The sequence below is a fragment of the Arthrobacter sp. FW305-BF8 genome, from assembly GCF_021789315.1.
Taxonomy (GTDB): Bacteria; Actinomycetota; Actinomycetes; order Actinomycetales; family Micrococcaceae; genus Arthrobacter.
The window spans coordinates 1,944,574-1,967,560 of sequence record NZ_CP084561.1; the positions used below are offsets into that span (position 1 = coordinate 1,944,574).

At 66.5% G+C, this 22,987-nt stretch carries 20 protein-coding genes and 1 tRNA gene; 17 read left to right on the forward strand and 4 right to left on the reverse strand.

The features are described 5' to 3' along the window. Positions 1-27: 27 nt before the first annotated feature. On the forward strand, positions 28-1,680 hold the full coding sequence (locus tag LFT45_RS08665) for an HNH endonuclease signature motif containing protein (RefSeq protein ID WP_236807948.1): 1,653 nt from the start codon (positions 28-30) through the stop codon (positions 1,678-1,680). Between the two features lie 34 nt (positions 1,681-1,714). Here LFT45_RS08665 and LFT45_RS08670 read toward each other — a convergent pair whose 3' ends face one another. Both LFT45_RS08670 and LFT45_RS08675 read right to left on the reverse strand, forming a co-directional pair. Then, positions 1,715-2,428, reverse strand: a complete 714-nt coding sequence (locus tag LFT45_RS08670; protein ID WP_236807949.1) for a response regulator — start codon at positions 2,426-2,428, stop codon at positions 1,715-1,717. Further along, positions 2,425-4,161: a sensor histidine kinase gene (locus LFT45_RS08675; protein WP_236807950.1), complete on the reverse strand. Its 1,737-nt coding sequence runs from the start codon at positions 4,159-4,161 to the stop codon at positions 2,425-2,427. The genes LFT45_RS08670 and LFT45_RS08675 overlap by 4 nt, the downstream gene beginning before the upstream one ends. 140 nt (positions 4,162-4,301) lie before the next feature. On the opposite strand from LFT45_RS08675, the gene LFT45_RS08680 reads away from it, so the two are divergent. The 10 genes from LFT45_RS08680 to LFT45_RS08725 all read left to right on the forward strand — a co-directional run bounded on the left by LFT45_RS08680 (position 4,302) and on the right by LFT45_RS08725 (position 13,919). Next, entirely contained in the window at positions 4,302-5,642 is a 1,341-nt protein-coding gene (locus LFT45_RS08680; RefSeq protein WP_236807951.1) for a cation:dicarboxylate symporter family transporter, read from the forward strand. Between the two features lie 239 nt (positions 5,643-5,881). Continuing rightward, complete coding sequence (locus LFT45_RS08685) at positions 5,882-6,781, forward strand: ParA family protein (protein WP_236807952.1); 900 nt, start codon at positions 5,882-5,884, stop codon at positions 6,779-6,781. Positions 6,782-6,786: 5 nt separating this feature from the next. Next, the gene (locus tag LFT45_RS08690) at positions 6,787-7,626 is read left to right on the forward strand and encodes a segregation and condensation protein A (RefSeq protein WP_236807953.1); all 840 of its coding nucleotides are present in this window, start codon (positions 6,787-6,789) and stop codon (positions 7,624-7,626) included. Further along, complete coding sequence (gene scpB / locus LFT45_RS08695) at positions 7,623-8,252, forward strand: SMC-Scp complex subunit ScpB (protein ID WP_236807954.1); 630 nt, start codon at positions 7,623-7,625, stop codon at positions 8,250-8,252. The genes LFT45_RS08690 and scpB overlap by 4 nt, the downstream gene beginning before the upstream one ends. A 107-nt stretch (positions 8,253-8,359) precedes the next feature. After that, a complete protein-coding gene (locus tag LFT45_RS08700; protein ID WP_236807955.1) occupies positions 8,360-9,577 on the forward strand; it encodes a pseudouridine synthase in 1,218 nt (405 codons plus the stop codon). 3 nt (positions 9,578-9,580) lie between these two features. Continuing rightward, positions 9,581-10,690, forward strand: a complete 1,110-nt coding sequence (locus LFT45_RS08705) for a prephenate dehydrogenase (protein ID WP_102973940.1) — start codon at positions 9,581-9,583, stop codon at positions 10,688-10,690. Next, positions 10,690-11,403 carry a (d)CMP kinase gene (gene cmk / locus LFT45_RS08710; protein ID WP_236807956.1) on the forward strand — a complete coding sequence of 238 codons (714 nt, stop codon included), beginning with the start codon at positions 10,690-10,692 and terminating at the stop codon, positions 11,401-11,403. The genes LFT45_RS08705 and cmk overlap by 1 nt, the downstream gene beginning before the upstream one ends. Positions 11,404-11,461: 58 nt before the next feature. Further along, complete coding sequence (locus tag LFT45_RS08715) at positions 11,462-12,145, forward strand: lysophospholipid acyltransferase family protein (RefSeq protein ID WP_236809201.1); 684 nt, start codon at positions 11,462-11,464, stop codon at positions 12,143-12,145. Positions 12,146-12,155: 10 nt separating this feature from the next. Next, the gene (gene der, locus LFT45_RS08720; protein ID WP_236807957.1) at positions 12,156-13,706 is read left to right on the forward strand and encodes a ribosome biogenesis GTPase Der; all 1,551 of its coding nucleotides are present in this window, start codon (positions 12,156-12,158) and stop codon (positions 13,704-13,706) included. 139 nt (positions 13,707-13,845) lie between these two features. Then, positions 13,846-13,919, forward strand: a tRNA-Pro gene (locus LFT45_RS08725). Positions 13,920-14,032: 113 nt separating this feature from the next. Here the strand turns inward: LFT45_RS08725 and LFT45_RS08730 are convergent. Continuing rightward, positions 14,033-14,905 carry an Fpg/Nei family DNA glycosylase gene (locus tag LFT45_RS08730; RefSeq protein WP_236807958.1) on the reverse strand — a complete coding sequence of 291 codons (873 nt, stop codon included), beginning with the start codon at positions 14,903-14,905 and terminating at the stop codon, positions 14,033-14,035. A gap of 153 nt (positions 14,906-15,058) precedes the next feature. On the opposite strand from LFT45_RS08730, the gene gcvH reads away from it, so the two are divergent. From gcvH to LFT45_RS08755, 5 genes are all read left to right on the forward strand, one after another. Beyond that, positions 15,059-15,445 carry a glycine cleavage system protein GcvH gene (gene gcvH / locus LFT45_RS08735; protein ID WP_111903684.1) on the forward strand — a complete coding sequence of 129 codons (387 nt, stop codon included), beginning with the start codon at positions 15,059-15,061 and terminating at the stop codon, positions 15,443-15,445. Positions 15,446-15,591: 146 nt separating this feature from the next. After that, a complete protein-coding gene (locus LFT45_RS08740) occupies positions 15,592-16,068 on the forward strand; it encodes an FHA domain-containing protein (RefSeq protein ID WP_111903683.1) in 477 nt (158 codons plus the stop codon). Between the two features lie 22 nt (positions 16,069-16,090). After that, positions 16,091-16,807 (forward strand): transcriptional regulator FtsR, encoded by a 717-nt coding sequence (ftsR, locus tag LFT45_RS08745; RefSeq protein ID WP_043418625.1) that lies wholly within the window; start codon positions 16,091-16,093, stop codon positions 16,805-16,807. After that, entirely contained in the window at positions 16,807-17,313 is a 507-nt protein-coding gene (locus LFT45_RS08750) for a bifunctional nuclease family protein (protein ID WP_102973947.1), read from the forward strand. Before ftsR ends, LFT45_RS08750 begins: the two co-directional genes overlap by 1 nt. Positions 17,314-17,565: 252 nt before the next feature. Then, positions 17,566-18,162 carry a MerR family transcriptional regulator gene (locus tag LFT45_RS08755; protein ID WP_236807959.1) on the forward strand — a complete coding sequence of 199 codons (597 nt, stop codon included), beginning with the start codon at positions 17,566-17,568 and terminating at the stop codon, positions 18,160-18,162. Between the two features lie 112 nt (positions 18,163-18,274). Here the strand turns inward: LFT45_RS08755 and LFT45_RS08760 are convergent, their stop codons facing one another. After that, positions 18,275-19,096, reverse strand: a complete 822-nt coding sequence (locus LFT45_RS08760) for a ParA family protein (protein WP_236807960.1) — start codon at positions 19,094-19,096, stop codon at positions 18,275-18,277. A gap of 346 nt (positions 19,097-19,442) precedes the next feature. Between LFT45_RS08760 and LFT45_RS08765 the strand changes: the two genes are divergently transcribed. Continuing rightward, positions 19,443-22,838: a pyruvate carboxylase gene (locus LFT45_RS08765; RefSeq protein WP_236807961.1), complete on the forward strand. Its 3,396-nt coding sequence runs from the start codon at positions 19,443-19,445 to the stop codon at positions 22,836-22,838. Positions 22,839-22,987 lie beyond the last annotated feature (149 nt).

Consider the following 22,987-nt stretch of genomic DNA (forward strand, 5'->3'; position numbering starts at 1 on the left):
GTCGCTGCACCCTGTCATGCTGTGGGTATGGATGCGAAAACAGCGGTGCAGACGGTGGAGGGCATAGAGTCCTCTGTTGCCGCGTTGGCTGTTTTTGTCCGTGAGGCCGCCGGCGCCGAGGCCGGTTCCGGGGCAGCCCGGCCGGGTGGTGATCCGCTGCGGGATGAGGCGGATGCGTGGCTGGACGTCCTGGCTGAGGCGGCCAGGTTGGAGGCCGGTGTGGCTGCGTTGAAGGCACAGGCAGCGGCCGGTTTCGCTACTGCCGCTGCGGCGTTGACAGCTCCCGACGCGTCCGCCTCGGAGCGGGACGCGCTGGAGATGTCGGTAACGGCGGAGGTGGCGGGTGCGCTAACGCTGAGTGAGGGGTCGGCGGCGCGGTTTCTGGAGGAATCGGCCAGGCTGAGCAGGGACCTGCCGTTGACGCTAGCCGCGCTCGGGTCAGGAACAGTCTCCTGGCAGCACGCGCGCATCATGTGCGATGAGACCGACGGGCTGTCAGCGGAAGCCGCTGCGGCGTTTGAGGCGCATTTCCTGGACCCGGACGCGCCCGGGTACGCGCGGGGTTGCCCGGCCGGGGAGCTGACGCCGGCGAGGTTCCGGACCAAAGCCCGGTATTGGCGGGAACGGCACCACCCGGTCAGCATCGAAACCCGACACGCCAAGAGTGCGAAGGACCGGCGGCTGGAGTACGTTCCGGACCGGGACGGCATGGCCTGGTTCTCGGCGTACTTGCCCACGGACCAAGCCGTCGGGATCTGGAACCGCACCACCGCCGCCGCCAGATCGATGCAGGGCCCGACCGAAACCCGCACTCTGACCCAGCTCCGCGTCGACGCCTTCGCCACGTGGCTCCTCGGCCCGGCGCCGGGAGTCGGCGGCGCGTCTGACGACCCGGACGCAGCATTCCTTCCTGCAGATCTCGTGTCGGCGGGGTCCGCGCCCGCAGATGTCTTGCCCGCAGACTCTGGCCGGGCCGGTGATGCGCTGGCCGGTGGTGTGCCGTCCCCGTCGGCGCAGGTGCTGGTCACGGTTCCGGTGTTCTCGCTGCTCGGCCTGTCCGATGAACCGGCCAACCTGGACGGGTATGGCCCTATCCCGCCGTCGATGGCCCGCCGGCTCGTCGCCAACGGCGCGACCTCGTTTTTGCGGGTGCTGACTGATCCGCGGGACGGCGCACCGCTGGAGATCGGACGCACCAGCTACCGGCTCACCAAACCGATGCGCCAATGGCTCCGCCTCCGCGACGCCAAATGCACATTCCCCAACTGCAACAACCACTCCCTCGATAACGACGCCGACCACATCCTCGCCTGGGCAGACGGCGGCGGCACCGGCGTGACCAACCTCGGCCAGCCCTGCCCCAAACACCACCGCCTCAAACACACCACGGCATGGAGACCGGTCGGCGCCACCCGGGAAGGCCCGCCCGGCTGGATCTCACCATCCGGCCGTCACTACCCTGCCGAACACCAGGACTGGGAACCGCCGGAATGGCCACAACCGCCGCCAATCCAAGACTTGCAGGAACTGCCAGCCGGCCAGGATTGGCGGGAGCTGCCACCCGGCCAGGATTGGCTTGAGCCGGACGAGGAGCTGGGGCCTCCGGACATGCCCGACGACCTGGATCCACCGCTGCCTTTGGATCCCTGGCCCTACTGGTCCTCACCCACGGCCGCCTGAGGGCGGATCTGCGTATCACGGTGCCCGGCAGAAGTCAGGCCCGGGACCAGCGGTACTCGTTCTCCGGGCGGCCCGGAGCGCCGTACCGTGCCGTGCGGGAGACCGTTCCGGCGTCGGCAAGGTACTCGAGGTAGCGCCTCGCCGTAACCCTCGACATCCCCAACGCCGTCATGACTTCCGTGGCCGAGACGGCCCCGGGCTGCTCCTTCATGAAATCGCGGACGGCGTCGAGCGTTGAAGGGGCCAGGCCCTTCGGCAGCGGCAGCTCGGACGGCGCCCGCAGGCTGGCGAAAGCCTGGTCCACATCGCTCTGCGAGGCGGCTGCCTTCGCCGACCCCGCCGCCGGTCCTGCCAACTGCTCACGGAACTGCCGGTAGCTCTCCAGCTTGTCCGCGAACGTCGCGTAGGTGAACGGCTTGATGAGGTACTGCACGACGCCGATGGAAACGGCGCTGCGGACAATCGCCAGTTCCCGAACAGCCGTAATCGCGATGATGTCGGCGAAGTGCCCCGCGGAACGCATCCGCCGGGCGATGTCGAGGCCATGCAGGTCCGGCAGGTTCATGTCCAGCAGAACCAGCTCCACCGGGCTGCCAGCGGCGGAGAATTCGGTGAGCATGCGGAGCGCCGACTGGCCGTCCGGGGCCGTTCCCGCCAGCGTGAAGCCGTCCACCCTGCCCACGTAGGCGGCGTGTGCCGCTGCCGCTATGAGCTCGTCCTCGACGACGAGGACTCGGATGTCTGTCACGCGTGCTCCTCCGGGGGGCTCGATGCGGCCGTGCTGGACGGGAATGTGCTGGATGGAATTGTGCTGGACGGCGGTGTGCTAGGTGGAAAGGTGTCTGGGAGCAATGTGTCCGAAGCGATCGTGGCCGGAAGCGCGATGTGGAAGCGCGCCCCGCCGGTGCTCGAGTTGCTGATGCTCATGGTACCGGCCAGGCGCTGCACGGCCTGTTTCACCAGCGCCAGGCCGAGGCCCCGCCCGAACGGCCCGGCCGTCTTGGTGCTGAAACCGTAGCGGAACACGTCGTCCACAGCTGTTGGGTCAATGCCTTTGCCCGAATCCTGCACGGTGATGTCAAGGCTCCCGCCCGCCGTGTCCACCAGCAGCTCCACCCGCCGTGGTGCGGGGGCCTCGGCGGCAGCGTCGATGGCATTGTCCAGCAGATTGCCAAGGACGGTGACCAGGTCCTGTACGGCCAAGTCTCCGCTGAGGGCCGGCCCGGACGCCTCGACCACCAGCTCGACGCCGCGCTCGTGGGCCTCGGCTGCCTTGCCCATGACCAGTGCGCTCAGCACCGGCTCCTGGACTGAACCGACCACGTCGTCCGTCAGTTGCTGGCTCAGCTCCAGGTCCTTCGTGGCAAAGTCGAGGGCCTCATCAGTCCGGCCCAGCTCCAGCAGGGAGACCATGGTGTGAAGGCGGTTTGCGTGCTCGTGGGTCTGCGCACGGAGGGCATCGGAAAGCGTCCGCATGCTCTCAAGCTCGGTGCCCAGGGATTCGATCTCCGTGCGGTCGCGGATAGTGGCAACGGTGCCGAACAGCGGGCCCCGCTGCCGTCCGGCGGAGGATCCCGGCCCCACTGCCGGCCGCTGGTTAACCACCAGCACGCCGTCACGCGTGAGGTGGATTTCGTCGTGGGCCGTGCGTCCCGACTCGAAGAGTTCCTTGAGACTGGGGGCCAAAGGCAGGTCGGCGAGCAATGGCGTGGCCGCGTGATCGTCCTCAGCTTCCCGCGGCTCCAGCCCCAGCAGTTCGGCCGCCTGGTCGTTGTAGATGACCACCCTTCCGGCCGGGTCGATCAGTACGACACCTTCCCTGACCGAGTGCAGCACCGATTCGTAGTAGGCGAAGAGCTGGGCCAGCTGCTCGGGACCCCACCCCCTTGTCACGCGCCGCAGGTAGCGGCCAAGAAACCACGACGCCAGCGATCCGGCCGCGAGTAGGAAGCCTGAGACGGCCAGCAGCGCCGGCAGCCTGCCAGAGATGGCCACGTCCACGGTATTGACGGTCACCCCGGCTGCCACGAGGGCGCGGACCGTGCCGCGGGCGTCCTTGGCCGGGGCGATCGTCCGCACCGACGGACCCAGCGTTCCGGCGGTGATCTCGGTGAACACCCGTCCTTGGAGGGCCTCCTCGATCGAACCGATGTAGGGCCGGCCAAGCTCCTCGTCAAGCGGGTGCGTCCACCGCGTCCGGTCCGGCGCCATGATGGTGATGAAATCCGCTCCGGAATCGGCCATGACTTTCAGGGCGTACGGCTGCAGCTGCGCCGAGGGGTTCCCGGAGCCGGCAGCCTGCAGAACCAGCGGGTTATCGGCAATGGACGTAGCGAGGGCGCCCATTCGCCGGCCGGCCTCCTCGTAGGCATGGTCCCTGGCGTCTACAAAGACCGCCGTGCCGACGATGGCCGTAAGGGCCAGCATAAAGAGCAGGTTGGCGACGAACAGCCGCCTCGCGATGCTCCAGCGGTGGATCATCAACACCTCCCATGACCAATATGAACGCAACGGTGAGCCAAGTCACCCTGTGGCGAATGATGGAAATCACAAAGGACCGACGCGCGGAGCCCAGAGATTGTGCCGAAGCGTCTTCCAGATTATCCATAAGGAGAGACAAGATGGCTTCTCAACGAGGAGAGTCGGCAGCGCCGGCTAAAGCCGAGCGTAAGGGACTCGACAAGTCCCATTACCTGTATATCGCGGTCATCGCAGCCGTCATCCTCGGCGCTCTGGTGGGACTGCTGTTCCCCGAGGTCGGAAAATCACTCAAACCCCTTGGTGACGGCTTCATCAAGCTGATCAAGATGATGATCGCCCCGGTCATTTTCTGCACCATCGTGCTGGGCATCGGCTCCATCGCCAAGGCGGCCACCGTCGGTAAGGTCGGCGGCCTGGCACTGGGCTACTTCGTCGTGATGTCCACCTTCGCGCTGGCGATCGGCCTCGTCGTCGGCAACATCATCCACCCGGGTGAAGGCCTGAAGCTCACGCCGTACGACCCCAACAAGAAGGCCGCCACGGACAGCACCGTCGACTTCCTGCTGGGCATCATCCCCGGCGACATTCCGGTGCTTCCCACCCTGCTCGCCGCCATCCTGGTCGGCTTCGCGCTGCAGAAGATGGGCCCGCAGGGCGCCCCGATCCTGAAGGCCATCGGCCACGGCCAGGCCCTGGTCTTCCGCATCCTGATCATGATCATGTGGCTTGCCCCGGTGGGTGCCTTCGGTGCCATCGCGGCCGTGGTCGGCGCCACCGGCTTCCAGGCCATCGTGAGCATGTTCACCCTGATGATCGCGTTCTACATCACCTGTGCGTTGTTCATCGTCGTCATCCTGGGCGGCCTGCTGCAGGTTGTCACCGGCGTGAACATCTTCAAGCTGATGAAGTACCTGGCCCGCGAATACCTGCTGATCTTCTCGACGTCGTCCTCCGAGGCCGCCCTGCCGCGCCTCATCGCCAAGATGGAGCACCTGGGCGTTTCCAAGCCGGTTGTCGGCGTGACGGTTCCCACCGGTTACTCCTTCAACCTGGACGGCACGGCCATCTACCTGACCATGGCGTCGCTGTTCGTGGCCAACGCGATGGGCACCCCGCTGGACCTCGGCGCGCAGATCTCCCTGCTGATCTTCATGATCATTGCATCCAAGGGCGCGGCCGGCGTTACCGGCGCCGGACTGGCCACCCTGGCCGCCGGCCTGCAGGCCCACCGGCCCGAGCTCCTGGGCGGCGTCGGCATGATCGTCGGCATCGACCGCTTCATGTCAGAGGCCCGTGCACTGACCAACTTCACCGGCAACGCCGTAGCCACCCTGCTGGTCGGCACCTGGGTCAAGGAGGTCGACGGCGAACAGGTCAACCGGGTGCTGTCCGGCGAGGAACCGTTCGACGAACAGACCATGGTGGCGCACCACCACGGCGCGGTGGAAGCAGCCGCTCCCGCCATGCCGGCCAAGGCCTAGGGCCCGGCGCCAGTACAGACAAAGTGAAACCGCCCGCACAGGCCCCGCCTGTGCGGGCGGTTTCATGCCGTCAGAAAAGCCAACCTTCGACCTCAGGTACAAGGTAAAGGCTCAAACGCCGTCAAAAGTCAAGGTCCATGGAATGCCGTGTCGGGCGCTGTAGCCTTGGGGTGGAAGAAGCAGGGGCGCTGGCAGACAGCGGCAGAAAAATCACCGTCATCGAAAGTGTGGATAGATACGTGAGCAGCGAACAGGGTTCAGCAACTCTGGAAGGCACGGAACTCGACCTGGAAGACGCCGTCATGGGTCCTACCGGCCGCCCCCACCGCGAATTTCCGGAGCCCGCGCCGCTGTCCTCCCATGGACCGGCCCGCGTCATAGCCATGGTTAACCAGAAGGGCGGGGTGGGTAAGACCACCTCCACCATCAACCTTGCGGCAGCGCTGGCAGAGTACGGCCGCCGGGTGCTCCTGGTGGACTTCGACCCGCAGGGCGCGCTGTCCGCCGGGCTCGGCGTCAACCCCCACGAACTCGATCTGACGGTCTACAACGTCCTGATGGACCGCAAGATCGACATCCGGGACGCCATCCACCAGACCGGCGTGGAGAACGTGGACCTGCTGCCGGCCAACATCGACCTCTCGGCGGCGGAAGTGCAGCTGGTCAACGAGGTGGCCCGTGAGCAGGTCCTGGACCGGGCGCTCAAGAAGGTCGAGGACGACTACGACGTCGTGCTCATCGACTGCCAGCCTTCCCTCGGTCTGCTCACCGTCAACGCCCTGACCGCGGCCCACGGCGTGATCATTCCGCTTATCTGCGAATTCTTTGCCCTGCGCGCGGTGGCCCTGCTGGTCGAAACCATCGACAAGGTCCAGGACCGGCTCAACCCGCGGCTGCAGGTGGACGGCGTGCTGGCCACGATGTACGACGCCCGCACGCTGCACAGCCGTGAGGTCATCAGCCGCCTGGTGGAGGCCTTCGGCGACAAGGTCTTCGAAACCGTCATCAAGCGTTCCATCAAGTTCGCTGACGCCACCGTGGCTGCCGAGCCCATCACAAGCTATGCCGGAAACCACGTGGGTGCCGACGCCTACCGCCGCCTCGCCAAGGAACTGATTTCGCGCGGCGGCGCGCCCTAGCCCGGATGACCGCAGAGCCGGCAACGCCCGCCGCCGAGGCCAGGCGGTCCGGCTTCGAAGTACGCCTGGCCAACTTCAGCGGCCCCTTCGACCTCCTGTTGGGGCTGATCTCCAAACACCAGTTGGACATCACCGAGGTGGCGCTTGCCACGGTCACCGACGAGTTCATCCGGTACATCCGGAACCTCCAGGAGTTGGGGGAGGAGTGGGCCCTTGGCGAGGCCAGTGAGTTCCTGGTCATCGCGGCCACGCTGCTGGACCTGAAGGCAGCGCGCCTGCTGCCGGCCGGGGAAGTGGAGGACGATGACGACATCGCCCTTCTCGAGGCACGTGACCTGCTCTTTGCCCGGCTGCTGCAGTACAAGGCCTTCAAGAAGGTTGCCGCGCTGATGGACGCCACCCTGGAACTGGAGTCCCGGCGCTATCCGCGGCAGGTGGCTCTCGAGGAACACTTCGCAGCGATGCTGCCGGAGCTGGTCTGGAAGCACAGCCCCGCACAGTTCGCGGCACTGGCCGAGGCAGCGCTCAGGCCAAAGGACCCCGCACCGACAGAGGTGGGCGTGGCCCACCTGCACGGCAGCACGGTCAGCGTCAAGGAACAGGCTGAACTCATCGGCCTGCGGCTGCAGGACGGCCGGCCCCTGACGTTCCGTGCACTGATAGCCGACGCCGAATCCACGCTGGTTGTGGTGGCGCGCTTCCTGGCGCTGCTGGAGCTGTTCAGGGACCAGGTGGTGGCCTTCGACCAGGTGGCGCCGCTGGGAGACCTGACTGTCCGCTGGACCGCGGATGGCACCGGATGGACGGGGGAGCACCTGAGCGAAGAATACGAGGAGCAGCAATGACGGATCCAGTTGCGGGCCGGGAACGCGCCGCACTTGAGGCGGTGCTGATGGTGCTGGACGAGCCCGCCTCTGCCACCGACCTGGCCGCCGGACTGAACCTGACGGTGGCCGCCGTCGAGGAACTGCTGCTGGATCTGCAGCGCGACTATGACGGCTATACTGTTAAAGCCCCGGATTTGGAAACTGGCAGCAACGGACCTAAACATGACGTCGCTTATAGCCCCCGGGGTTTTGAATTGCGGAATGTCGCCGGCGGCTGGCGCATCTACTCACGGGCTGAATTCGCCGACGTCGTCGGTGCTTTTGTCCTTGAGGGGCAGACGGCCAGGCTGACCCTGGCGGCGCTCGAGACACTGGCCGTCATCGCTTACCGGCAGCCGGTATCCAGGGCAAGGGTTTCTGCAATTCGGGGAGTCAACGTTGACTCTGTTGTGCGGACGCTGACCCAGCGCGGCTTAATCGAGGATGGCGGAACAGATCCGGAATCGGGCGCTGTCCTGTACCGCACGACGTCGTATTTCCTTGAACGCATGGGAATCGGCTCGGTGGCTGAGTTGCCTCAGCTTTCACCGCACCTTCCGGGGCTTGAAGGAATTGAAGAGTTCTACGACGCCGGAAGAATGTAGGCGGCACGCCTGCAAAGCAGTTTTTACCAGGGCAGATTTAATCTGCACGGCTGGCTAGTGTTGTCTTCGGACAACCTTTGCCGGTCAAAAATCACAGAGGACGGGTCATGACACAGGCGGGACGCCAGGGTTCACCACGTAACAGCTCCGGACGTAAAGTTCCGGATCGCAACGCTCCGCGCGGCGCGGCTCAGGGCCGCGGAGCGGGCGCCGGGAAGCGCGACTTCCCCAAGGGCGGCGACCGCCCCTTCGGAGACCGCACCTTCAAGGCCAAGCCCCGCGAGGAGCGCTTCGTCGATCCCGACGATGCACCCGCCGGCCGGCGGCCCGCCGGTGACTGGAAGGGGGGCGCCAAGGCCCCCGCAGCCAGGACAGGTGCACCCAAGGCCGGCGCACGCAAGGCCGATGCCAGGAAGCCCGGCGCGAACAGGGCCCCCGGCACCCCGGGCGCACTGAAGCCCAAGTCGGGCGCCCCCAAGGCCGCGGGTTCGCGCGCCTTCGGCAGCGAACGCTTCGGTCAGAACCTGGGGCCGGTCCGCCGCCCCTCCCGCACCCGCGGCCCGCGCGCCGAGGTGCCGCAGTCCGAAGTCCACGACGCCGACGGCGTCCGCCTGCAGAAGGTCATGGCCTCCGCCGGCGTCGCCTCCCGCCGCGTCTGCGAAGACATGATTGCCGAGGGCCGCGTTGAGGTGGACGGCAAGGTCGTCACCGAGCTCGGTGTACGCGTCGATCCCAAGACCGCCGTCATCCACGTGGACGGCCTGCGCATCCAGCTCGACGACACGCTGGTGTACATGGTGTTCAACAAGCCCAAGGGCGTGGTGTCCACCATGGAGGACCCCGAAGGCCGGCCGTGCATCAGCGACTACATCCGCAACAACCAGGGCGAACGGCTCTTCCACGTCGGGCGCCTTGACGTCGCCACCGAGGGCCTGCTGCTGCTGACCAACGACGGCGAGCTGGCCAACCGGCTGACGCACCCGTCCTACGAGGTCCCCAAGACCTACCTGGTCCAGGTCCGCGGGCCGTTCCCGCAGGGCATCGGCGCGCAGCTCAAGGAGGGCATAGAACTCGAGGACGGCTTTGCCTCGGTCGACTCCTTCCGCCTGGTCGACTCGACCCCGGGCCATGTCCTGATCGAAGTGGTGCTCCACTCTGGCAAGAACCGCATCGTCCGGCGCCTGTTCGACGCCGTCGGGTTCCCGGTACTGCGCCTGGTGCGCGTCAAGGTCGGCCCCATCGGCCTGGGCGATCAGCGCCAGGGAAGCATCCGCAACCTCGGCAAGCAGGAAGTCGGCCACCTGCTGGCATCCGTGGGGCTGTAAGGGATGTCGGCTTTCCGTACGCACGGCCGCGGCCATCTGAATGGCCCGGTCGTCGTTATCGGCACGGGCCTGCTCGGCACCAGCATCGGCCTCGGCCTGCGCGGCCGTGGCGTTGCCGTGTACCTGTCCGATCCGTCGCCGACCAACCAGGCCGTCGCCGTCGACATCGGCGCGGGTGTCCCGTTGGCTGCCATGGGTGACGAACGTCCTGAACTCGTCGTGGTCGCGTCTCCGCCGGACGTGACCGCGGACGTTGTGGAACGTGCGCTGGCAGACTATCCGGACGCGACCGTCGTCGACATCGCCAGCGTCAAGGCAGCGATCCTGCATGACCTGCGGAGCCGCGGCGCGGACCTCAGCCGCTACGTGGGTACCCACCCCATGGCTGGACGCGAAAAGTCCGGGCCCGTCGCCGCCCGGGGCGAGCTTTTCACCTCCATGCCGTGGGTCATGTGCCCGACCGAGGAATCCTCGGCGGGGGCAGTCCAGGCCGCACGGGCGCTGGCCACCGACCTGGGTGGCCTCGTTTCGCAGTTCACGGCCGAGGAACATGACGGGGCCGTGGCCCTGGTCTCGCACCTGCCGCAGGTGATGTCCTCGCTGCTGGCCAGCCGGCTACAGGACACTCCGATGCATGCCCTTTCCCTTGCCGGGAACGGGCTCCGCGACACCACCCGCATCGCAGCCAGCGACCCCACGCTGTGGGTCCAGATCCTGGGGGCGAATGCCCGAAAGGTGGTGGAGATCCTTTACGGTGTGCGCGAAGACCTCAACCGGCTGATCGGGACGCTGGAAGACCCCGCGGCTGCCGGGGCCCGTCTTGACCTGGCCCAGCTGATGAGCGAAGGCAATGCAGGGCAGGCCAGAATCCCGGGTAAACACGGCGGACCTCCGCAGGCCTATTCCTGGCTCACAGTGCTTGTCGATGACCGGCCCGGCCAGATCGCCAGGCTGCTGACCGAGATCGGTGAGATTGGCGTCAACCTCGAAGACCTCCGGCTGGACCACTCCTCCGGACAGAACGTGGGCATGGTGGAGATCTCGGTGCTGCCGAGCGCGCATGACCTACTTGTAGAAGCACTAAGCGACCGTGGATGGCGGGTACTTCAGTAATGACACAGGAACTGATCGACACTTTGCCTGCCCTCCGGCTGGGCCGGCCGCTGGTCGTGGCCATCGACGGGCCATCAGGCTCGGGCAAATCCAGCGTCAGCAAGGAAGTGGCACGCCGCCTGAACCTCGCCTACCTGGACACCGGTGCCATGTACCGGGCCCTCACCTGGTACTGCCTCGACCGCGGAACGGACCTTGCCGACGCCACCGCCGTCGAACTGGCAGCCGAAGAACTGCCGCTGGACATCAGCACCAGCCCGCACACCGAGTTTGTGCGGGTCGGCGGCGCCGACGTCACCGACGCCATCAGGGAACCGGGCATCTCCTCGTCCGTCAGCGCCATCGCCACCACGCTTGGTGCCCGGACCGAACTCATCCGCCGCCAGCGCGCCCTGATCGAAAAGCACAACCGCCGCATGGTGGTGGAGGGCCGGGACATCACCACCGTCGTCGTGCCCGGTGCACAGGTGCGCATGCTCCTGACCGCCAGCGAGGAAGCCCGGCTCCGCCGCCGCGGTATCCAGCTCGGCGGGACGCAAAGCGCCGAGCAACTGGCCGCCCAGGTTACCCAGCGGGACGCGAAGGACTCCACCGTGGTGAACTTCACCCAGGCGGCGGACGGTGTGGTGACGCTGGATTCGTCCGACCTGGACTTCGAGGAAACCGTGGTTGCCGCGCTCCGCATCGTCACCAAGGTCATCAACCATGAGTGATTCCGCCAGGGTTCCCCGGGCCGGGTTGCCGGGGACTGTTGTTCCCGGCCTGTGGACCATGGCGTGGAGCCGGCCGGTCGGCCGGTTCCTGAACAACGCCGTCTACCGCACCTCCGTCACCGGGCGCTCCAACGTTCCGGCCGCGGGTCCGGTGATTTTCGCAGGAAACCACATCAGCTTCCTCGACGGGCCCGTCATGTTCGGCGCGTCACCCCGGCCGATGCACATCCTCGTTAAGAAGGAGATGTTCAAGGGCTTCCTTGGCCGCGTGCTGAGGGCCTCGGGCCAGCTTCCGGTTGACCGTGCGGGGGACCGGTCCGTCCTGCAGCTCAGCAAGGATGTGCTCGACGCCGGGCGCTGCATCGGCATCCTGCCCGGGGGGACCCGGGGGAGCGGCAAGGCAACCGGCATCAGCAACGGGGTGGCATGGCTCGCCCTGAATTCGGACGCCGTTGTGGTGCCCGTGGCCATCCTGGGCACCCGGCAGGGCGGCGAACACCTGGACAGCATCCCGAAACCCGGCCGCCGGCTGCACGTCAGCTTCGGCCAACCCCTCGCGCTCGGCCGGAATCCGGGTGAAACCGGGCGTGCTTCAATGGACAGGGCGGCTACGCAAATCCGGGACACTCTGGCCGCGCACGTCAGGACTACCGTGCGGCACAGCGGGATCCCTTTGCCCTCCGCGGATCATCCGCACCAACGTCCCACCGCAGTAGCCGGACCGCCGGCAGACCACCATTAAGGAAAGCGCAATGAGCGATACGACTCAAACTTCCGGCCACTCCGGCGCCGGCGAAGACGAATACACGCCCACCGGCACAGACCAGGTGGCTGAACATCTGGCGGCCATGGACGACGACGAGGCGGAGCTTCGCGCCGCGTCCCTCCGCGCCGGACTGGACGACTACGAACTCGACGAAGATGACGCCGCGCTCCTCAGCGGCGTGCACGACGAGGACGAGCTCGAGGGTCCGCTCAAGCTCGACCCCGTGCTCGCCATCATCGGCCGCCCGAACGTTGGCAAGTCCACCCTCGTCAACCGCATCCTGGGCCGCCGCGAGGCGGTCGTGGAGGACACCCCCGGTGTGACGCGCGACCGCGTGATGTACTCGGCGAACTGGAACGGGCGCAACTTCACGCTGGTGGATACCGGCGGCTGGGAGCACGATGCCCGCGGCATCCATGCCCGGGTGGCGGAGCAGGCCGAAATGGCAGTGGAGCTGGCTGACGCAGTGCTGTTCGTCGTCGACTCGGCAGTGGGCGCGACCGCCACCGACGAGGCCGTGGTGAAGATGCTCCGGCGGAGCAAGAAGCCTGTCATCCTCGTGGCCAACAAGGTGGACGACTTCGTACAGGAAGCCGACTCCGCAGTCCTGTGGGGCCTGGGCTTCGGCGAGCCGTACCCCGTCTCCGCGCTGCACGGCCGCGGCGTCGCCGACCTGCTCGACCACGTTATGGACACCCTGCCGGAGTTCTCCACCGTTGAGGGCATCGAACGCTCCGGCGGCCCGCGCCGGATTGCCCTGATCGGACGCCCCAACGTCGGCAAGTCCTCCCTGCTGAACAAGCTTGCCGGCTCCGAGCGCGTGGTGGTGGACAACACTGCCGGCACCACCCGCGACCCGGTCGACGAATTCATCGAGCTCGGCGGCCAAACCTGGCGTTTCGTGGATACCGCCGGCATCCGCCGGCGCCAGCACATGGCGCAGGGCGCCGATTTCTATGCCTCGCTCCGGACCCAGAGCGCGCTGGAAAAGGCGGAGGTCGCCGTCGTTCTTCTTGCTGTTGATGAGGTGCTCAGCGAGCAGGACGTCCGCATCCTGCAGCTGGCCATTGAGTCGGGGCGTGCCCTGGTGCTCGCTTTCAACAAGTGGGACCTTCTGGACGACGAACGGCGCCGGTACCTGGAACGCGAAATCGAGCAGGACCTGGCGCACGTGGAGTGGGCGCCGCGCGTCAACATCTCCGCCAAGACGGGCTGGCACAAGGACCGCCTGGTGCCGGCGCTGGAGCTGGCGCTGGAAAACTGGGACAGGCGCATTCCGACCGGACGGCTCAACGCCTTCCTGGGCGAGCTGGTGGCGGCACACCCGCACCCGGTCCGCGGCGGCAAGCAGCCCCGCATCCTGTTCGGCACGCAGGCTTCCAGCCGGCCGCCGAAGTTCGTCCTGTTCACCACGGGATTCCTGGACCCGGGCTACCGCCGGTTCATCACCCGCCGCCTGCGGGAAACCTTCGGCTTCGAGGGTACGCCCATCGAGGTCAGCATGCGGGTTCGTGAAAAGCGCGGCAAGAAGCGTTAATTACGACACACCGGGCGGCGAATACCGGAAAGTGTCACTGGCACCCGCCGGAATCGTGTAAGCTCTTCTAGGTGGTTCGGCCGGACTGCTTAGATGAAATTCTTCGGAAGATTCATCTGGCGGAGAACGGCGGAACTGACGGGCTGTAGCGCAGCTTGGTAGCGCACTTGACTGGGGGTCAAGGGGTCGCAGGTTCAAATCCTGTCAGCCCGACCGCATGAAAACCCCGCCAACCCAACAGGGTTGGCGGGGTTTTCTGTTGCCCCGAGTCTGAGGTTGGAGAACGACGCCGGCTGGTTGCCCGCCGTCGTCCACGCGGCAGCGTGCTACTTGAGGAAGCGCGACGTCCTGCGGTCGGCCAGGATCTTGCCGTTGGTCTGGCAGGTTGGGCAATACTGCAGTGCAGTATCCGCAAAGGACACTTCCCGGACCGTGTCCCCGCATACCGGGCAGGGCTGGCCCGCGCGGCCATGCACGTTCATGCCGCTCCGTTTCGCATCCTTGAGGTCCGCGGGCGCCTTTCCCTGGGCTTGGGCCACTGCGGCTCCCAGGACCGTGTGGATGGAGTCGAACAGGACCCCGACCTTCGCCGGCTCCAGGGAATTGGCCATGGCGAACGGGGAAATTTTCGCTGCGTGCAGGATCTCGTCGCTGTACGCGTTTCCGATGCCGGCAATGACACTCTGGCTCCGCAGCACGCCCTTGATCTGGTGCGCGTGCCCGGCAAGGATCTCGGCGAACATCTCCCGGGTGAAGGCCGGCACGAGCGGATCCGGCCCTAGGTCTGCGATGCCGGGAACGTCCCCGGGCTTTGACACCACGTAGATTGCCAGGCCCTTCTTGGTGCCGGCCTCGGTCAGGTCGATGCCCACCTTCCGGCCGTCGCCGTCCGCAAGGTGCAGCCGGGCCGCAATGGGACCTTTGCCGGGCCGGAGCGGATCGGGCGAGGGATTTTCGGTGTAGCGGACCCAGCCGGCCCTGGCGAGGTGAAAGACGAGATACAGGCCGTCAGCGTTGATGCTGACAAACTTCCCGAACCGCTCGACTCCGGTGATAACCCGGCCCGCCAGCGCCGTGTAGGGCGGGTCGGCCGTCTTGAGGACCGCCACGGACAGGATCTGCATCTTCTCCAGCACCGCGCCGCGCAGCCGTGTGTCGAGGAACGTGCTCAGTGCGGCCACCTCGGGTAGTTCCGGCATGGCACCACTTTGCCACACGGTAGGCCGGATTGGGCGGTTCCCGCAGGCATACCGGCTCATCCGGCGGCTAGGGAGTTGTGCATATACTTTCAACCGGTGGCTGTTCCCTACGCCTCCGTTGACATTGGTGATTGACCCGATGAAAGGCCCCTGATGAGCAACATTCCCTCTGATCTGTCCTACACCGCCGAGCACGAATGGGTGACCGCACCGAACGCCGATGGTGTTGTCCGCGTGGGGATCACCGACTTCGCACAGGACGCCCTCGGGGATGTCGTCTACGCCCAGATGCCCGAAGTTGGCACCACTGTTAAGGCAAACGACGTCGTCGGTGAGGTGGAGTCCACGAAGAGCGTCAGCGACATCTATGCTCCTGTCTCCGGCGAGATTGTGGCCCGCAACGAGGCGCTCGACGGCGATTCTGCGCTCATCAACTCCGATCCGTACGGGGACGGCTGGCTCATTGAAGTCAAGCTGGCCGAACCTGATGCAGTGGATTCCCTGCTCAGTGCATCGGAGTACGAACAACAGGTAGGCTAAAGCTAACCGGTCCCGCTGCCCGGCCACCGGAGTCCAGCCATGGAGTCCTGTGGCCGGACGGCGGGCGGCATATCGGTTCTGCCAGGCAGTTCCGGACGGTACGCGTTGATTGCAGGGGGACATCTGCAACGAAAGAGGAGGAATCCATGGTTGGCGGCGAACAGAACCACACCAGCGGCGATTACGGCACAGGTGCGGGCAGGGCCTCGGAAACCACCTCGATCAACCTCACTCCGGTTCATGACGAGCCGACGATCGTACCCAAGCTCTCCCCGGAGGAACGCTCTGCCGTCGAGGCACTGCCCTCCGGTTCCGCCCTGCTTGTGGCCCACAGCGGGCCGAACTCGGGTGCCCGTTTCCTCCTTGACTCCGATGTCACCACGGCCGGGCGGCACCCGGATGCTGACATTTTCCTCGACGACGTGACGGTCTCCCGCCGCCACGTCGAGTTCCGGCGCACACCGCGGAGCTTCGAGGTGGTGGACACCGGAAGCCTGAACGGCACCTACGTCAACCATGACCGCGTGGACAGCGTGGAACTGAGGTCCGGAAACGAAGTCCAGATTGGCAAGTTCCGCCTCACCTTCTACCTGAGCCCTGCCCGCGCAGCAGGACGCGTCTGATTCGGAGCGGCTGCCTGTGGCAATGGCACAACCGGAGCGCCGGGGACCACTGGTCCTGAACATCGGGGAAGTGCTCGCTCAGTTGAGCGACGACTTTCCGAGCATGACGGCGTCGAAAATCAGGTTCCTTGAGGAAAAAGGGCTCATCAATCCCCGGCGTACGCCCGCGGGCTACCGGCAGTACTCGGACAGCGACGTCGAACGGCTGCGCTTCGTCCTGTCGCTTCAGCGCGACCAGTATCTGCCGCTCAAGGTCATCAAGGACTACCTTGACGCGATCGACCGGGGTGAGCGGCCCGAGAACCTCCCGCCCGGGGTCACGGTGTCCCCGCGGATCGTCTCGGACGAGCTCGCCGCGGAACTGCAGAACAAGGCGCGCAGGCTCAGCGAGGAGCAGCTGCGCGCGGAGTCGGGTGCCAGCGTGCCGCTTTTGCAGTCCCTGCTCAGCTTCGGCCTCATCGGGCACACCGACGGCAAATTCGACGAGCACGCCCTCCAGGTGGCCCGCGCCTGTGTCCAGCTGGAGAGCCACGGCCTGGAGCCCCGGCACCTCCGCCCCTTCCAGGCTGCCGCGGAGCGCGAGTTCGGACTCGTGGAACGCGCCGTGGCCACCCTGACCTCGCGCAGGGACGCTGCGTCGCAGGCCCGCGCGGCGGAAGCAGCCAGGGAAATCAGCGACCTCTGCCTCACCCTGCACCGCGCCCTTGTCCAGGACCGTATCTCGCGGATGGAAATCTGATGATCGAAGTCGAGATTGTGGGCGTCCGCATCGAATTGCCCTCAAACCAGCCCCTGGTCCTGCTCCGCGAGATGCATGGAGAGCGGCACGTTCCCATCTGGATCGGGACGCCCGAGGCAAGCGCCATCGCGCTGGCGCAGCAGGGCGTGGTGCCGCCGCGGCCCATGACCCACGACCTGCTCGTGGACGTGGTGGAGACGCTTGGCCATTCCGTGGTCAGCGTGAACATCGTGGCCGTGGAGGACAACATCTTTTACGGCCAGCTCCAGTTCGACAACGGGGCCACTGTGAGCTCCAGGGCATCCGACGCCCTGGCCATCGCGCTGCGGGCCAAATGCCGGATCTGGTGCGCTGACTCCGTCATGGACGAGGCCGGCGTGCGCATCACCGAACACGACGAGGGCGAGGACACGGAACCCGGTCCTCCCACCGTGGAGGAGGAGCGCGAGCTCCGCAGGTTCCGGGAGTTCCTTGACGACGTCGAGCCCGAGGATTTCGACGGCTAAGGTCACGTTAAGGTTAAAGTTAAGGCTGAAAGTTTCGACACGCCCCACCAATCATGCGAACGTCTTTGACCTTGGGCCATGGCAGGCCTAACGTCGAAGGTACCAAGTTCCCATTGCATACGACAGCGGCGCAAGTCACACTGGAAAGTGCTACTCCGGCCGAATTACAAGCGTGAATTTCAACCGGACTTCATGCAGGTAGCAGCTGTTGCGGCAACTTCCCCAGGGGAGCTCATGACAAGGAGGATCCACGTGAGTCCGAAAGGCGAAGCAGGCGAGCTGAAGCAACCCTCGACGGCCGGCGTAGCCGTGCCCGCAAGCGGTGCTCAGGGCCTTCTCTTCACTGAGGATCTCCCGGTTCTGGATGAGGACGCCGGCTACCGCGGCCCCACTGCCTGCAAGGCCGCCGGCATTACGTACCGGCAGCTCGATTACTGGGCCCGCACCGGCCTGGTGGAGCCTGCAGTCCGCGGCGCAGCAGGCTCCGGTTCCCAGCGGCTCTATGGTTTCCGCGACATCCTGGTCCTGAAAGTCGTCAAGCGGCTGCTGGACACCGGCGTATCGCTGCAGCAGATCCGCAGCGCGGTGGAGCACCTCCGTGAACGTGGTGTTGAGGACCTGGCCCAGATCACCCTCATGAGCGACGGCGCCAGCGTCTACGAATGCACCTCCGCGGACGAGGTCATCGATCTCGTGCAGGGCGGCCAGGGCGTGTTCGGCATCGCTGTGGGCCGGGTGTGGCGCGAAGTCGAGGGGAGCCTCGCCTCGCTGCCCAGCGAGCACGCCGGCGACCAGACGTTCCCGGACGACGAACTTAGCAAGCGCCGCGCGGCCCGCAAGATCGGCTAGCGGCGCCAGCCACGAGAATAAGCAGAAGGCCGCCTCCCGTCGGGAGGCGGCCTTCTCTGTCTCAACATTTCGGCGTGATCCGGCATCAGGCTGGCCCCGGAACCGGGGCTGCTTACCGGGCGCTGCGGCTGCGGCTGGTCTTGTTGGCGGCCAGAAGATTTCCCAGCAGCGTGTCGTAGAGCCCGGCCGCGGTCTTGGCTGAGTCCCCGGGCCAGTGATGGACGGAGTGCGCCGCGCCCTGGATTTGCTGCCAGTTCGCCTGCTCCGGTATGTGCGGAGCCAGCAGGAGGTCGCCGAACATGGCCTGCATCTCAGAAAGCCGGAAGGCGTGCTCGGAGGACCCGGAGCGTACCCGGTTGGCGACGATCCCGGCGGGGGAGAGATTCGGGGCAAATTCCTGCCGGAACAGCTGGATGGCCCGCATGGTGCGTTCAGTGCCGGCCACGGAGAAGAGCCCGGGCTCAGCGACCAGCGCCACCTTGTTGCTGGCGGACCAGGCCATACGGGTCAGGCCATTCAGGGACGGCGGGCAATCCACCAGGACGAGTTCATACGCGTCTGCGCCGGAGAGCACCGCGGACAGCCTGCGCAAATCACGTTTGCCGAGGTCAGGCCGGTCGTAGATACCGGTGTACGCGGACCCGACGGCGACATCGAGCACCGCTGGGCCGGAACCGTTGACGGCTGCCCGGCTGATCCAGCCGCTGGGCACGACGTTCTCGGCGATCTTGGCCTTGCGCGGATTCTTCAGCATCCTGCCGATGTCCAGCTTGTCGCTGGGCTGCACGCCGAGGGCTGTGCTGGCGTCGGCATGGGGATCGAGGTCCACTACGAGGGTGGGGATGCCTGCGGCCAGTGCCGCAGACGCCAGTCCGGTTGTAACGGATGTCTTGCCGACACCGCCCTTGAGGCTGCTGATGCTGACTACTTGCACTTGAGAGACCAATACCTAACGCCGGTTGCCGTGTTGGGGTACGTTCCGTTCCGGTGCTGCCGGAACCGGCTGCAGGAACAGGGGCAGGCTTCCGCCGCCCCATTCATCATATGTTGACCTCGGCCGGATTCCCTTCTTCTGCGGATCCGGGCATGCCTCGCCGGCCGGACGTCCCTCCGTCGTCGTCCGGCGGCAGAAAACAGCACTAAATACGGGCTTGGCAGTGAATATGGCCCGGACATGACGGATAATTCTGTGACGGTAGACACAATGATTTGTGTTTCGTCCGGCCCGTCTTACACACTGTGACCACTCACCGATACACCCGCAATGATGCAGGAGAAGTATGTTTTCCAAGATTCTGGTGGCCAACCGCGGAGAAATCGCAATCCGGGCTTTCCGCGCCGGCTACGAACTGGGCGCCAAGACAGTCGCCGTGTTCCCCAACGAGGACCGCAACTCGATCCACCGCCAGAAGGCCGATGAGGCGTATCTGATTGGCGAAGAGGGCCACCCCGTCCGCGCCTACCTGGACGTCGACGAAGTGGTGCGCGTGGCGAAGGAGGCCGGGGCGGACGCCATCTACCCCGGCTACGGCTTCCTCTCCGAGAACCCGGACCTGGCGCGTGCCGCGAAGGCCGCAGGCATCACCTTCGTGGGTCCGCCCGCGGAGGTCCTGGAACTCGCCGGCAACAAGGTGGCGGCACTGGAGGCCGCCCGCAAGGCCGGCGTCCCCGTGCTGAAGTCGAGCGCGCCCTCGAAGGACCTTGACGAACTGATCGCTGCTGCGGATGAGATCGGCTTCCCCATTTTCGCCAAGGCTGTGGCGGGCGGCGGCGGGCGCGGTATGCGCCGCGTCGACACCCGTGAAGCCCTGCCGGAGGCGCTGCAGTCCGCCATGCGCGAGGCCGACGCCGCCTTCGGTGACCCCACCATGTTCCTTGAGCAGGCAGTGCTGCGCCCGCGCCACATCGAGGTCCAGATCCTGGCTGACGCCGAGGGTAACGTCATGCACCTCTTCGAGCGTGACTGTTCCATCCAGCGCCGCCACCAGAAGGTTATCGAGATCGCCCCGGCCCCCAACCTGGACGAAGGCATCCGCCAGGCCCTGTACCGGGACGCCGTGAAGTTTGCCAAGGCCCTGAACTACGTCAACGCCGGTACGGTCGAGTTCCTGGTGGACACCGTGGGCGAACGCGCCGGCCAGCACGTCTTCATTGAAATGAACCCCCGTATCCAGGTGGAGCACACGGTTACGGAAGAGGTCACCGATGTCGACCTCGTCCAGTCGCAGATGCGCATCGCCGCGGGCGAGACCCTGGCTGACCTGGGGCTCTCCCAGGAGACCGTCCACCTCAAGGGCGCCGCGCTGCAGAGCCGCATCACCACCGAGGACCCGGCCAACGGCTTCCGGCCCGACGTCGGAAAGATCACCGGATACCGCTCCGCCGGCGGTGCCGGCGTAAGGCTCGACGGCGGCACCGTCTACTCGGGTGCCGAAATCAGCCCGCACTTCGACTCCATGCTGGTGAAGCTCACCTGCCGCGGCCGGGACTACCCCTCCGCGGTAGCCAGGGCACGCCGTGCGCTGGCGGAGTTCCGCATCCGCGGTGTCTCCACGAACATCTCCTTCCTGCAGGCCGTCCTTGACGACGCCGACTTCATCGCCGGCAACGTGGCCACGTCCTTCATTGACGAACGGCCCGAACTGCTGAAGGCCCGCGTGTCCGCCGACCGCGGCACCAAGCTGCTGACCTGGCTGGCCGAGGTGACGGTGAACAAGCCGAACGGCGAACTTCCGGTCCGCACCGACCCCGCGGACAAGCTCCCGTCCGTCGCCGGCGCCGAGGCACGCCCCGGCTCCCGCCAGCGGCTGCTGGAACTCGGACCGGAGGGCTTCGCCCAGGCGCTGCGCGAGCAGAAGGCCGTCGCCGTCACCGACACCACGTTCCGCGACGCCCACCAGTCCCTGCTGGCCACCCGCGTCCGCACCAGGGACCTGCTGGCCGCCGCGCCTGCGGTCTCCACCCTGCTGCCGGAACTGCTCTCCGTCGAGGCCTGGGGCGGTGCCACCTACGACGTCGCGCTGCGGTTCCTCGGCGAGGATCCCTGGGACCGGCTTGCCGCGCTGCGCAAGGCCCTGCCGAACGTCTGCCTGCAGATGCTGCTTCGCGGCCGGAACACCGTGGGCTACACCCCGTACCCCGAGGAAGTGACCGAGGCCTTCGTCAACGAGGCAGCGGCCACCGGCATCGACATCTTCCGCATCTTCGATGCACTGAACGACGTCAGCCAGATGGCGCCGGCCATCCGCGCCGTCCGGGCCACCGGCACCGCCGTCGCCGAGGTGGCACTGTGCTACACCGGCGACATGCTGGACCCGAACGAGACGCTCTACACGCTGGACTACTACCTGGGCCTGGCGGACAAGATCGTCGAAGCGGGCGCCCACATCCTCGCCATCAAGGACATGGCAGGCCTGCTGCGTCCGGCAGCTGCGGCGAAGCTCGTCTCCGCGCTGCGGGAACGCTTTGACCTTCCGGTGCACCTGCACACCCACGACACCGCAGGCGGCCAGCTCGCCACCCTGCTCTCGGCAGTCGATGCGGGCGTCGACGCCGTGGATGTCGCCTCAGCATCCCTCGCCGGCACCACCAGCCAGCCGTCGGCGTCGGCCCTTGTTGCGGCCCTGGCCCACACCGAACGCGACACCGGGCTCAGCCTGGCGGCAGTCAGCTCCCTCGAGCCGTACTGGGAAGCTGTGCGCAGGGTCTACGCCCCCTTCGAATCGGGCCTGCCGGGTCCGACAGGACGCGTGTACCAGCACGAAATCCCGGGCGGGCAGCTGTCCAACCTCCGCCAGCAGGCCATCGCGCTTGGCCTGGGCGAGCGCTTCGAGGCGATCGAGGACATGTACACCGCTGCGGACCGGATCCTGGGCCACCTGGTCAAGGTGACCCCGTCGTCGAAGGTGGTGGGCGACCTCGCCCTGCACCTCGTGGGCCTGAACGCAGACCCGGCCGACTTCAACGAGAACCCGCAGAACTACGACATCCCCGACTCCGTCATCGGATTCCTGTCCGGCGAGCTGGGCGATCCTCCGGGAGGCTGGCCGGAACCGTTCCGCACCAAGGCCCTCCAGGGCCGCAGCGTAAAGGTGCGCGACGCCGAGCTGAGCGCCGAGGACAGCGAAGCTCTCCGCGGTGACTCGAAGACCCGCCAGCAGACGCTGAACCGGCTGCTCTTCGCCGGTCCGACCAAGGACTACCTCAAGAGCAGGGAGACGTACGGCAACGTTTCGGTCCTGGACACCCGCGACTACTTGTACGGCCTGCAGCGCGGCGAAGAACACGTGATCCAGCTCGAAAAGGGTGTGCGCCTCATCGCGTCCCTGGAAGCTGTGTCGGAGCCGGACGAGAAGGGCATGCGCACGGTCATGTGCACGCTCAACGGCCAGTCCCGCCCGGTCTCCGTGCGCGACAAGTCCGTGGTCAGCAATGTGAAGGCGGCGGAGAAGGCTGACGCGTCCGTGCCGGGCCACGTCGCCGCTCCCTTCGCTGGCGCCGTGACGGTCACCGTCAAGGCGGGCGACACCGTCAACGCCGGCGACACCATTGCCACTATTGAGGCGATGAAGATGGAGGCCTCCATCACGACGCCGGTGGGCGGCAAGGTGACGCGGCTGGCCATTTCCGCCGTGGAACAGGTTCAGGGCGGTGACCTGCTGATTGTTGTTGAATAAACGGCGGTCGAATAGGTTACTGGCGGCTGGATGACCGCTGAATAGCCTGCAGGGCGGCCGGCGGCCGCCCTGCAGGTAGGGTGGTAGACAGAAAAAGGTTGTGGGGGACGGCGCTAAGCCGCCCCCACAGCTATTTCCGAACCACACTG